The organism is Providencia sp. PROV236 (assembly GCF_033676985.1).
Classification (GTDB): domain Bacteria; phylum Pseudomonadota; class Gammaproteobacteria; order Enterobacterales; family Enterobacteriaceae; genus Providencia; species Providencia manganoxydans.
Genome location: NZ_CP096297.1, coordinates 1,243,476 through 1,256,335, shown reverse-complemented (window position 1 = coordinate 1,256,335; position 12,860 = coordinate 1,243,476). Strand labels below are relative to the sequence as shown.

Annotated in this window: 9 protein-coding genes; 8 read left to right on the top strand and 1 reads right to left on the bottom strand. The window is 40.7% G+C overall.

Annotated features, from left to right (window positions below):
• Positions 1-63 precede the first annotated feature (63 nt).
• The 8 genes from copA (at position 64) to M1E96_RS05355 (ending at position 10,592) form a co-directional block, all read left to right on the top strand.
• Entirely contained in the window at positions 64-3,009 is a 2,946-nt protein-coding gene (gene copA, locus M1E96_RS05390) for a copper-exporting P-type ATPase CopA (RefSeq protein ID WP_272580197.1), read from the top strand.
• 345 nt (positions 3,010-3,354) lie between these two features.
• Positions 3,355-4,155, top strand: coding sequence for a TraB/GumN family protein (locus M1E96_RS05385; RefSeq protein ID WP_272580198.1), 801 nt, complete (start codon positions 3,355-3,357; stop codon positions 4,153-4,155).
• A gap of 18 nt (positions 4,156-4,173) precedes the next feature.
• On the top strand, positions 4,174-4,653 hold the full coding sequence (gene ybaK / locus M1E96_RS05380) for a Cys-tRNA(Pro)/Cys-tRNA(Cys) deacylase YbaK (RefSeq protein ID WP_272580199.1): 480 nt from the start codon (positions 4,174-4,176) through the stop codon (positions 4,651-4,653).
• A gap of 364 nt (positions 4,654-5,017) precedes the next feature.
• Complete coding sequence (locus M1E96_RS05375; protein WP_369427407.1) at positions 5,018-6,103, top strand: 3-oxoacyl-ACP synthase III family protein; 1,086 nt, start codon at positions 5,018-5,020, stop codon at positions 6,101-6,103.
• 382 nt (positions 6,104-6,485) lie between these two features.
• Positions 6,486-7,577, top strand: a complete 1,092-nt coding sequence (locus tag M1E96_RS05370) for a 3-oxoacyl-ACP synthase III family protein (protein WP_337979839.1) — start codon at positions 6,486-6,488, stop codon at positions 7,575-7,577.
• A 37-nt stretch (positions 7,578-7,614) separates the two neighbouring features.
• Positions 7,615-7,863, top strand: a complete 249-nt coding sequence (locus M1E96_RS05365) for an acyl carrier protein (protein ID WP_272580202.1) — start codon at positions 7,615-7,617, stop codon at positions 7,861-7,863.
• A gap of 18 nt (positions 7,864-7,881) precedes the next feature.
• Positions 7,882-9,468 carry an amino acid adenylation domain-containing protein gene (locus M1E96_RS05360; protein WP_349489827.1) on the top strand — a complete coding sequence of 529 codons (1,587 nt, stop codon included), beginning with the start codon at positions 7,882-7,884 and terminating at the stop codon, positions 9,466-9,468.
• The gene (locus tag M1E96_RS05355; RefSeq protein ID WP_272580203.1) at positions 9,447-10,592 is read left to right on the top strand and encodes an acyl-CoA dehydrogenase family protein; all 1,146 of its coding nucleotides are present in this window, start codon (positions 9,447-9,449) and stop codon (positions 10,590-10,592) included. The genes M1E96_RS05360 and M1E96_RS05355 overlap by 22 nt, the downstream gene beginning before the upstream one ends.
• A 299-nt stretch (positions 10,593-10,891) precedes the next feature.
• On the opposite strand, the gene ushA is transcribed toward M1E96_RS05355, so the two are convergent.
• On the bottom strand, positions 10,892-12,559 hold the full coding sequence (gene ushA, locus M1E96_RS05350) for a bifunctional UDP-sugar hydrolase/5'-nucleotidase UshA (protein ID WP_272580204.1): 1,668 nt from the start codon (positions 12,557-12,559) through the stop codon (positions 10,892-10,894).
• Positions 12,560-12,860: the final 301 nt, after the last annotated feature.

Here is a 12,860-nt window from a genome sequence, read left to right as displayed (position 1 = left end):
ATTAGATTCTGCCATGATAATCAAAAAGACAGGATCCGTCATGAGTTAAGGAGAATTTCACTTATGAGTAGCAAAATCATTCTCTCCCTGCAAGGATTAAGTTGCATGCACTGTGTCGGCACAGTCACCAAAGCACTTGAGGCTCGTACCGACATTCATCAATTTAAAGTCACGATTGAGTATGCCGTCATTGATAGTGACGCCCCTGTACAATCATTAATTGAAACCATTGAAGACGCTGGCTATCAAGCCAAAGTGGCTGAACAACCAGATACTGTCTTGCAACTTTCAGGTCTGACTTGCATGAAATGTGCAGCAAAAACTCAACAAGCTCTCGAAGCGGTTGATGGCGTTGCAACAGCAATTGTCGATACACAGCAAGCGAAAGTTTATGGTACAGCCACTGTTGATGCCTTGATCAGCGCTGTCGAACAAGCCGGCTACAAAGCCAGTATTGAACAGCCGAATACACAGGTTTTAGCACTTTCTGGGTTAAACTGCATGAAATGCGCAGAAAAAACCCGTTTAGCGCTGGAAGCTGTCGCTGGTGTAGAGCAAGCTGAAGTGAATACCACCACAGCGACTGTTCGTGGTACTGCTTCGGCTGAAGCATTAATTGCCGCGGTTGTGGCGGTTGGCTACCAAGCAACGTTAAGCCAAAAAGAGAATGCTTCCCCAAAAACTGAGCCGTTGACTACACCCATTGAGCAGCCGGAAACTGACTCAGCGGCAATCTGTGATATTCCGGCTCAACAAGCAGATTTAGGTGAACAACCTGAAATATCCCCCTCAGATGACAGTGTGCAACTCTTATTAGACGGCATGACCTGTGCAAGTTGTGTCAATAAAGTACAAAAAGCACTCAGTAGCGTACCGGGGGTTGAAAACGCGCGCGTTAACCTTGCTGAACGCAGTGCTTTAGTCACGGGAACTGCGCAACCAGCCGCATTGATTGCGGCTGTAGAAAAAGCAGGTTATGGCGCTGAGATTATTCAAGATGAAACTGAGCGACGTGAACGTCAGCAACAAGTTGCTGATGCCAATATGCGCCGTTTTCGTTGGCAATCTGCACTCGCCCTCGCGTTAGGGATCCCTGTGATGATTTGGGGAATGATGGGCGACAATATGATGCTCAGCCCACAAAATCATTCTATTTGGCTAACCATTGGTGTTTTAACGTTAGCTGTCATGATATTTGCAGGCGGCCACTTCTATAAAAATGCGTGGCAAAGCCTAAAAAATGGCAGTGCAACTATGGATACCTTAGTTGCCTTAGGGACCGGTGCGGCATGGCTTTATTCCATTGTAGTCAACTTATGGCCTGATATATTCCCTGAGCAAGCACGCCACCTTTATTATGAAGCCAGTGCGATGATTATCGGTCTAATCAACCTTGGTCATGCGCTTGAGCAACGGGCTCGCCAGCGTTCATCAAAAGCACTTGAAAGGCTACTTGATCTCACACCACCTACCGCTCGTGTTGTCACTGAGCAAGGTGAAGTTGACATGCCTCTTGAGCAAGTGAAACAAGGCATGGTATTACGCCTAGCAACTGGCGATCGCGTACCGGTTGATGGTGAAATCATCGAAGGTGAAGTCTGGCTAGATGAAGCCATGCTCACAGGCGAGCCTATTCCGCAACAAAAAAGCAAAGGCGATCAGGTTCATGCAGGTACTGTCGTTCAAGATGGCACAGTTCTATTTAAAGCAGCGGCAGTCGGCAGCCAAACTACACTTGCACGGATTATTCATCTCGTTCGCCAAGCACAAAGTAGTAAACCGCAAATTGGCCAACTGGCTGATCGTATTTCAGCCATATTTGTCCCAGTTGTCGTGGCAATTGCGATTATTTCAGGATTGATTTGGTATTTTGTCGGCCCTGCTCCACAAATTACCTACGCCTTAGTGATCACCACAACCGTTCTGATCATTGCTTGTCCATGTGCTCTTGGTTTGGCCACCCCAATGTCGATCATTTCAGGGGTTGGGCGTGCGGCTGAGTTTGGTGTATTGGTACGTGATGCCGATGCTTTGCAACAAGCCAGTGAATTAGACACCATTGTGTTTGATAAAACAGGCACATTAACCGAAGGCATGCCTCAAGTCACCGACATTCATACATTCAATGATTTTTCACAAGATGAAGCCTTACAACTGGCAGCATCACTGGAAAGTGGCTCTAATCACCCATTAGCGAGAGCGATAGTGGGTCGTGCGAAAGACTTAACCATTCCAGCCAGTGAACAGTTTAGAACTTTAGCAGGCCTTGGGGTTAGTGCAGTGGTTAATGGTAAAACCGTTTTGCTCGGCAACCAAAAATTGTTAACGCAAAATGATATTGATACCAGTGCCATTGAAGAGACATTACATCAACAAGCCTCGATGGGGGTTACCCCAGTATTGTTAGCCGTTGATGGTAAAATCGCCGCATTACTGTCTATCCGAGATCCACTGCGTGAAGACAGTGTGAACGCACTGGCTCGCCTACACAAACAAGGCTTCCGTTTAGTGATGTTAACTGGCGATAATCCAGTCACCGCTAAAGCAATTGCCAAAGAAGCGGGTATTGATGAAGTGATCGCAGGTGTGATGCCTGATGGTAAATCCGCCGCTATCGAAGCACTACAAGCAAAAGGCCATAAAGTGGCAATGGTCGGAGATGGTATCAACGATGCCCCTGCACTCGCCCGCGCCGATGTAGGGATCGCGATGGGCGGCGGTAGTGATATTGCGATTGAAACGGCATCAATTACCTTAATGCGCCAAAGCTTACACGGTGTTGCTGATGCAGTTGCGATTTCAAAAGGTACACTGCGTAATATGAAACAGAACCTATTCGGTGCCTTTGTATATAACACATTAGGTATCCCAATCGCTGCCGGTATTCTTTACCCACTAACCGGAACTTTATTAAACCCAGTCGTGGCAGGTGCGGCGATGGCATTATCATCGATTACCGTAGTCACTAACGCAAACCGGTTACTACGGTTTAAACCAAAACAAGATTAGTTGATCACCAAAAGACCCGAGCAATCGGGTCTTAGGTTGCTGACGAAGCGGGATAAAAGCGGGATTTTTCCCGTTCCGTGTTATCAGCCGAAAATCAATAAATCGATTTTCCTCGTTTATTTCAGAACCCCTAACGACTGCCGCCAAACATGATATGTTTGACAACAGTCTGAGACCCGAGCAATCGGGTCTTTTTTTATCAAATGCATAGCCAATATTAAGAGCAAAACAACTCTGTGATTTAACGCCATATCAATTTTGGCAATAAAATAGTACAAAGTGAGTCGAAAATTGTGTCAAGATTGTTTAACCTAATGGATTAATGTTGAAATATGGGGAAGAACCATGGTTAAGCTGCTAGAAAATTTAAAAAATTGGCTTCATATGGAAGCGGCGCCGGCCTACCCTTACCCCGCTATCGACGTACGATTATCGAAAAAATTAAAATTACATATTGTTGGTAGCATCCATATGGGTACGGACAATATGTTCCCGCTGTCAGAAATCCTCTTGGATAAACTAAACTGCGCTGATGCATTGATTGTTGAAGCCGATATTACGGATACACGTACTCCCTTCACACAAGACGAAGACTTACGTGAGCCAGTACAGCAACGCTTAACTACTGATGAATACACTCTATTCACCCATTACTGCCAAGAAATTCATCAAGATCCTGCACAATTTGATACGTTACCTTCATGGCAAATCGCGTTGATCCTACAAGCGACGCAAGCTCAAGGACTCGGCCTACGTGGACAATATGGTATTGATTATCAGCTATTACGTAACGCACAATCACAGCAAAAAAACATTATTGAGCTTGAAGGTACAGATTCCCAAATTGAGCTACTGTTAAAGCTGCCTCAAGAAGGCTTGCCTTTGTTGCAAGATACGCTAGAACATTGGCGTACCAATGCCCGTTCATTACAAACCATGATCAGCTGGTGGCTTGATTATCAGCCTGAGAACAACATCACATTACCTAAAACATTTAGTGATGATGTTTATCAGGTACTTATGTCACAACGTAATCAAGACTGGAGCACAAGGTTAAAAGCATTGCCTGATGGCAACTATGTCGTTGCAGTTGGCGCTTTACATTTATTTGGTGATGGTAGCTTAATCGATTATCTACGCAATTGAATACAAATAGGTATAACAATGACTCCAGCAGTTAAATTATTAGAAAAACAAAAGATTAACTTTACTCTTCATCCTTATGATCATGATCCAAGCGAGCACAATTTTGGTGATGAGGCTGTCAATAAATTAGGTCTAGATGCTAAACAAGTATTCAAAACGCTACTTGTGGCACTAAATGGCGATCAAAAAAGCCTTGCTGTTGCTGTTACCCCTGTTTCAGGGCAGTTGGATCTAAAATTAGTGGCTAAAGTCTTTAACGTTAAGAAAGTTGAAATGGCAGATCCACAAATCGCGCAAAAAGTAACAGGATATTTAATCGGTGGTATTAGTCCATTAGGTCAAAAAAAGCGTCTACCAACAGTGATTGATAGCCAAGCACAGCAATTTGCAACCATGTTTATTTCAGGTGGGAAACGAGGGCTAGATATTGAATTAGCGCCGACTGATTTAGCTAATGTGTTAAATGCTAAATTTGCTGACATAAAAAAAGAGGGATAAGCGCTCATTTTCTATCATTCTGCCTATCACCATAGTTTGACAACTATTAAAAAATGACTTGTTAAGCAATATCGCGCAAGTCATTTCACCTACTTAATTATATTAATAATAAGATTAAAGTTAACCTAAGTTATTTATTACAACCATAATAAAGTTATACTAAGATTATTTAAATCCCATTAATAACATATAGAATATTACAAAATAACTTGCATAAAAAAATAAAAAAAAACATATTTATAGAGATAAAACAAGAATTTTCCGCCCAACAACCCTCTTATTAAGTTATAAATTTAATCCAACTTAGATTTAAAGAGGAATAATATTTTATCAAATATCACTATTTTTATTTAATGGAGAAAATATGCATTCCGTTGGAATTACAGCACTCGCCGTCCATTTACCTGAAGGACTGCGAACTAATTCATGGTGGGATAATAAGCCAATTCCCTATTATGGTATGACTCCTCCCCCAACATTAACGAATAAAAAACATTATGCTTATGATAAGGCGATGGAGCCTTATATCACAGACCCTTTTTTAGGCAGTATTGAACGTAGAGTTGTTTATAATCATGAAACATCTGTATCACTAGGTGTCAAGGCAGCAGCCAAGGCTCTACAAGCTGCAAATCTATCCGCTAATGAGATTGATGGCTTAATCGCAGTATCTATGTATCCTGATCGGCTTGGTTTTGGGGATGCCGCACTAATAGCAGAAAAACTTGGCATAGGAGGAGGAGCATTTAACATTGAAGCATCGTGTAATGGCGCAATGTCTGCATTACTCACCGCGTGTGGATTAGTTAAATCAGGAATTAAAAGTAAAGTATTAGTTGTTACAACCACACTATTTTCTCGCATTATAGATGACGATAAAGCTTTACGTTTTGTCAGCGACCTATCCACGGCTTTTATCATCGGAACCGTCGAAAATGGTTTTGGGCTGCTAGGTTCTGATTCTTTACATCTAGGTCAAACCAGTGGTAATTGGCCTATAGATATAATAGAGGATCAGTCGTTACCTATTAATCAACGAATGAGGTTGCGTCCTTCACGCTTATATGCACAAGTGATACGCACCACAGCAGAACAATATCTCACACACACGGTAAAAGGAGCCTTATGCCAAGCAAAACTTTCAATTGGTGAAATTGACTGTGTTGCATTAAGTACCACCACCGCTTGGCATGCTGAATTTTCGGCTAACGTTTTAGGCATAGATAAAACTCGTGTGATTAATACCTATCCTCAAATTGCTTATGCAGGATTATCCACGGTACCTTTCAACCTCTATACTGCCGCTTCACAGCAGATGATAAAACCAGGTGAAATTATTTTACTGTATGGCTATGGCGGACAAACAGAAGCTTCGGCAGCTATTTTTCGTTGGAATAATATAAGCCTAGGCCCACCTCCAGATGACGCTACAATAATTAATCAGAATTGATAGAGATATTTACAATAAACATTCACTCATATTTTATTTATTCCTACCATCTTATTAATATTAGCGTTAGACACTCTAGCGCTTTCTTCATCTATTTATAATAAAAATAACACATCAATATTAATGAAGTTATTATATTTAAGCACATAAAATACCTATCAACAATAAGCTTCCTATCTACAAATAAAACATTCATTAACAAATAAACTCTTTGATTAATTCATTTTAAAACAGCAACCAATATGGACATTTATTTTTTTATTTGCAATATTTAATTAATCATATAATTCAAAACTAATTAAGAAGAAATTATTTCCCATAAAAAAAATATTAATTTCACCTTATATATTATAGATAGTTATTATTTATTAAAGGAGTGTTTATGTTATCAGTAGGCATCCAAGCTCTTGCTGTTCATTTACCTGAAGGTTTACGAACTAATTCATGGTGGAATGAAGAAACTATTCAAAATAACGATAACAATGAATTAGCTTATCGCCATAATTCACGCTATCAATTTTATGATGAAGCAATGGCTCCTTATCTCGCAGATCCTTTTTTAGGCAGTATCGAACGTAGAGTGGTTGTTGATCCTAATGAAAGCTCTGTATCCCTAGGAATGAAAGCGGCTACTGATGTTTTACAAGCAGCGGCTATATCCGCCAGCGAAATAGATGGTTTAATTGCAACCACAATGTTTGCTGATCGTGTCGGTATAGGTGATGCAGGTTACCTTGCTAACGAATTAAGTATTAGAGGTGGTGCTTTTAATGTCGAGGCTACCTGTGCAGGTTCAATGGCGGCTTTATTAACTGCTTGTGCTTTAGTGAAATCAGGACAAAAAAATAGAGTCCTCGTTGTTGCAACTGCCTTTTTTTCACGTGCAATTGATGATGATGATATTGCCTTACGTTTTTATGGTGATGCTTCTGCTGCTTTTATTGTCGGGCCAGTCGAAGACGGTTTTGGGCTACTGGGCTCTGACAGCTTACATCTTGGTAGCACCTGTGGGACATGGTTTTTAGATACCGTCGAAGATAAACATTTCCCACTTAAACAACGTATACGGGTGCGTGCAGATGCTTCTGTCACACATATGCTACGTAAAACTTCAGAGTCTCACCTTAGGTATACCGTCGATGGTGCATTGCGTAAAGCGGAACTCACTGTTGATGACGTTCAATGTGTAGCAGCGAATGCACCGACTGCTTGGCATGCTGAATTTTCCGCAAATGCATTAGGGATCGATAAAGAAAAGGTCATCAACACTTTTCCTAGCACAGCTTATACGGGTCCAGTTGTTATGCCTTTTAATCTGTATACCGCGGTAGTTCAACAGCGCATAAAACCCGGTGAAATTATCATGTTATATGCTTATGGCGCGCATAGTGAAGCTTCTGCTGCCGTATTCCGCTGGCCAAATGTGATCACAGGTACGCCTCCCGCCCCTGCTTCTGTTATTAACCATAAATAATCGTTTTTTCATAACATATATTTATAAGGATAATTTTATGTCTGATATTTTAATCAAAGTCCGTACTCTTATTCACCAAGATATACTTAAAGGAAGTCATAAAACATTATCTGATGACTTTAATTTAATTGAGTCAGGTATCTTGTCATCCCTTTCTATTGTGCGCATCGTAGCTTTTATTGAAGATACTTTTGATATCGATGTTGGTATTAGTGATCCTCGAAAATACTTTATTTCAATTAACAAAATAACTGATTACATAGAAAATAAATTATTAGAGAGATAAAATATGGGCTAACAGCTTATAAATTCACAACCGACTGATATTATCTATTATTTAAATAATACAGTCGCGCAATTTCCTAATGCATTAGCGGTTGTCGATTCAAATGAACTCTCTTTGACCTATCAAGAGCTTTCTAATGCTGCCGATAGGATCGCTACATCACTTCATCAACACCATGTTGTTTCTGGCGATCGTGTTGGAATATTAATGCACAAGACATCACTGACACTCGCGAGTATTTTCGGTGTACTTCGTCTAGGGGCAGCCTATGTTCCGGTGGATGCGGAGAGTATAACAACTCGAGCAGCAACAATATTCAATAACTGCTCAGTACAAGCTATTTTAACAACCAGCGAACTAGCAAAAACACTGATAGCGTCAGAGCCACAATTTAAGTCCCGTATTATTATTATTCAAGAAAAAAGAATAAACCAAAGCAATGACCTATTAGATTATCCTACAGTAGATCCAACACAAGATGATATCGACGCATATCCACACTATCCATCTGAATTAAATCGGTTAGCTTATATTTTATATACTTCGGGCTCTACTGGTGTCCCAAAAGGCGTAGAGATAACACATGCTAATGCCATTTCTTTTATTGAATGGGCATCTTCAACATTTGCCATTACCAAACACGATCACGTTTCTAGCCACGCGCCATTTCATTTTGATTTATCTATTTTTGATATTTATGTCGCCATAAAACATGGTGCCTGTATACACCTTATTGATTCAGACATTGCCGCAAGCCCTCGACATTTAGCCGCATTTATTTCAAACAGAGAAATTACTGTTTGGTATTCTGCACCAGCAATATTAGGCATGCTAGCGGAGCACTTCCAGCGACTTTCAACACCTCCTCCCCAAAACAAACTACGCCTTGTTCTTTTTGCTGGGGAGGTTTTCCCTATCTCGAAGTTACGTTTACTGATGCATCATTGGCCTGCTCCGAGTTATTACAACTTATATGGCCCCACTGAAACGAATGTATGTACCTTTTATCCTGTACCATCAAATATTCCAGAAAGTCGTATCAATCCATTACCCATAGGTTTTCCATGTAAACACTGTGAAGCAATCATCATAGATGAGCAGGAACATCGTATTGTTCCACATGGCGAAACTGGTTTGCTGTGTATTACAGGGCCTTCTGTTACCGATAATTATTGGAATTCACCAGAACAAATGGCTGCAAAGTTAGTTTGGTTAGAGGGTAAACGTTGGTATAACACAGGGGATAGAGTGCGTTTCTCTGATAAAGAAGGGTTTATTTTTCTTGGGCGTAATGACCGGATGATTAAACGTCTTGGTTACCGAATAGAACTTGATGAAATAGAAAAAATACTCACAACACATCCAGACTTAATGGAGTGTGCCGTTGTCAGTCAGACAATTCACTCGAATACCCGTATTTATGCTTTTATCGTTGCAAAAACAGCTCAAGTTTCTTCTCTAAATTTGCATCAATACTGCCACAATCACCTTGCTCGCTATATGTTGCCCGACCTTTTTCATTATTTAAACTCTATTCCACGGACATCTACGGGAAAAACTGATTACAAAAAATTGGAGGTATTATGCTCAACGATCGACCTCTGAAGTTGCAAGATTTAAATCATCATGCAAGGCAATTTGCACATAAACACTTATATAAAGATCTGGCACTTACTGAACATTTAGCGATGTTCGACCACGAAGGATGGATAAAATGCGCTGAATTCGGATTATTTCGTCTCGCTATACCTGAAAAATTTGGCGGTAAAGGTGCGACTCGAACTGAACTGATTGCCGTTATGGAAGGCTTAGGCTATGGCTGTGAAGACAATGGGTTATTATTTTCTATCAATGCGCATCTATGGACTGTAGTTCTGCCATTAATCGCACATGGAACCCCTGAGCAACAAGCCCAATTTCTTCCTAGCCTACTTGATGGTTCAATGATTGGCGCTAATGCCTCGACTGAAGAACAAGCAGGTTCAGATGTTTTCTCAATGCAAACTCAAGCTGTTAAACAAGATGGCCATTACATTTTAAATGGGACTAAATGCTATATCACCAATGCCCCTATCGCGGATCTATTTGTCATTTACGCAAATCTAGATCCAAATTTAGATCCACTTGGTATTACTGCATTTCTTGTTCCCTCAAGCACGCCCGGCCTAGAGATTAGCTCTCCATTACCTAAAATGGGAATGCGCACTGCACAAATGGGCAAAATTACCCTAAAAGATTGTCGGATCCCTGTTAGTTCAGTGTTGGGCAAAATAGGTAGAGGTATGGCTATTTTTGAAAATGCCATGGAAAATGAACGTGGCTGCTTACTCGCAAGTGCACTAGGAACCATGCAACGGCAGCTTGAAAACGGTATCCAGCATGCGCGAACGCGAAAACAATTTGTTCACGCTATCAGTAAAAATCAGGCTGTCTCACATCGGCTTGTTGATATGAAAGTCAGCTTAGATGCGGCCAGAGAAATGATTTATCGTGTCGCTAGGCTCAAGGATGAGGGACATAATGCATTTCTTGAAGCGGCCAGCGCTAAATTATTTGTTTCTGAAACCTATACCAAGTTTTCTCTTGATGTTTTTCGGCTTTATGGCGCTCAAGGTTATTTAGCTAATAGCCCGGCAGAAAGAGGCATTCGAGACTCCATCGCTTCATTAATTTATTCGGGAACATCGGATATTCAGCGAAATATTATTGCGATGGAACTAGGGTTGTAGGGGATTGGGTTCTTAGCCATCCAAGTAATAACTAAGTAGTAGAGCATATATACTCTAAATAATTCGAGATGCAGGTAGGCGACAAGTGAAGATAGGCAGGGAGCATAAATAAAATATGTGACTCGACTCGCTGAGTGTAGCCAACAACCCTGCAACTTGAAGTATAACGAGTTTAGACAATAAAAAACCGTCATTTGGTTATAGGCTTTATCACCTATTTCAACAAGTCACTTGTCGTATATGTTTGAAAGCCTTATCGTCAAAATAACGATAAGGCTTTGATTTAAAAAATAGTAGAACTATTTTTTATAAACAATCTCACCTTTTGGCTGGTAATCAGCCGCTTTAAGTGGTGAGTGCTTCTCAATATAGCCTTTCAGCACCTCGGCATCGACAAAGCCTGTATTCACATAGCTTGGATGACTATCAATTTTCGGATATCCATCACCACCGATCGCATTGAAATTCAATGTCGCCATACGATAGGTTTTTTGTGGATCAACAGGTTTACCATCAATTTTCACATCGCTGATGCTACCATCTGCGTTTAATGTCAGACTAACATTATAAAATTGAGCATAAGCCCCTGAATCCGGTTTCATATTCGCAGCGGCCTGCAAATAAGGTAATACTTCACTCCCTTTGAAGTCCACATACACTAATTCATTGGTGAAGGGTTGAACTTTCAATACATCTTTATAAGTGATATCACCGCTTTCGATTGAGTCACGCACTCCGCCGCCACTCATAATCGCAAAATCCGCTCCAGCTCGCTCTTTTTGTGCCGCTAGCAGTAGATGCCCCATATTGGTCTGAACAAAACGAACTTTACTACGGTCACCTTCAAGTTTGCCATCAACTGCCCCAACTTTAACATTCAATTGTTCGCCACCTTTTTCTTGATAAGGTGTCAACAGCTTCATCATTTCTGGGTTATGCGCAATTTCTTGAGTGTAATAAACACGTTCGCTAGTCCCATCATCTTTAGTCACTTTTTTCTTCAGATTAATGGGAATTAATTGATAATGTTTCAGCGTAAACTTACCATTTTTAAATTCAAAATCAGCTCGACCAACATATTTACCCCATTCATGAGCTTGTACTATCCATGTTCCATTTTGATTATCAGGGGCGCAAGGCGTTCCCGGTACATAATCAACCTGTTTGTAATTTTTATTCTCTGCGGACATACAAACGGGGTCTTGTGAATGTCCACCAACAATCATATCTAAGTAACCTTCAGGCAAACTACGTGCCATTTCCACATCACCCGGTGCATTTGAACCGTGTTGGCCATCATCATAGTGGCCCATGTGGGTTGCCGCGATAATAATGTCTGGCTTCTCGGTTTCACGAAGCTCTTCAACCACTTTTTTGGCTTCGAGGGCTGGCGTTCTAAACTCAACATCAGGGAAGTTTGCAGGATTACCTAATTTTGCAGTGTCATCCGTCGTTAGACCTAATACCGCAATTTTTACCCCTTGCTTATCGAAAATTTGATACGGTTTAAATAGGCGTTTACCCGTACTGGTTTGATATATATTCGCAGATAAGAACGGGAAATTAGCCCATTTTTCTTGGGTGCGTAATACATCAAGTGTATTGTCAAACTCATGGTTACCTAATGCCATCGCATCGTAACCCACTAAATTCATGCCCTTAAAATCAGGCTCAGCATCTTGTAAATCTGACTCTGGAACACCCGTATTAATATCACCTCCAGAAAGTAGTAAAAGGCTGCCACCTTGTTTAGCCACTTCATCACGAATTTCATCAACCACCGTTTTTTGTGCCGCTAAACCGTATTCGCCATGATCGTTATGCCAAAAATGGCCATGATGGTCATTGGTGTGCAAAATCGTAATATTATAGGTTTTATCTTTTTCCCAAGCATTTGCCAATGCGGCTGGCAATAAGGCTAAAGATACCGTTAATGCACATACGGATGCTTTAAAGGTTAACTTCATCTTTTTCTCCCTGCTATACACTATACTCGTTATAGTTCAAGTTGCAGCGTCGATATTAACTGTTCTTGTTGCATCTAGAATTATTTAGAGCTGATGAATTTTGTATGATATGTGTAGATGATTAAAAGGGTGTTTTATACTCATCATATTTCAAGTTTTAGCATTGTTGACTACGTTCACTCACACCAGTCACATAATTTTCTATACGCCTAGTGACTTGCTCACTTATCACCTAACTGAATCTCGAATTATTTAGAGTATATAGCATAAAATTGCGACCATAGTCGGTTACAGACTGCAT

Bases quoted from the DNA above. Each gene is read 5' to 3' on its own strand.
- M1E96_RS05355 (WP_272580203.1), top strand. From the start codon at position 9,447: ATGCTCAACGATCGACCTCTGAAGTTGCAAGATTTAAATCATCATGCA.
- copA (WP_272580197.1), top strand. From the start codon at position 64: ATGAGTAGCAAAATCATTCTCTCCCTGCAAGGATTAAGTTGCATGCAC.
- M1E96_RS05385 (WP_272580198.1), top strand. From the start codon at position 3,355: ATGGTTAAGCTGCTAGAAAATTTAAAAAATTGGCTTCATATGGAAGCG.
- ybaK (WP_272580199.1), top strand. From the start codon at position 4,174: ATGACTCCAGCAGTTAAATTATTAGAAAAACAAAAGATTAACTTTACT.
- ushA (WP_272580204.1), bottom strand. From the start codon at position 12,559: ATGAAGTTAACCTTTAAAGCATCCGTATGTGCATTAACGGTATCTTTA.
- M1E96_RS05365 (WP_272580202.1), top strand. From the start codon at position 7,615: ATGTCTGATATTTTAATCAAAGTCCGTACTCTTATTCACCAAGATATA.
- M1E96_RS05375 (WP_369427407.1), top strand. From the start codon at position 5,018: ATGCATTCCGTTGGAATTACAGCACTCGCCGTCCATTTACCTGAAGGA.
- M1E96_RS05370 (WP_337979839.1), top strand. From the start codon at position 6,486: ATGTTATCAGTAGGCATCCAAGCTCTTGCTGTTCATTTACCTGAAGGT.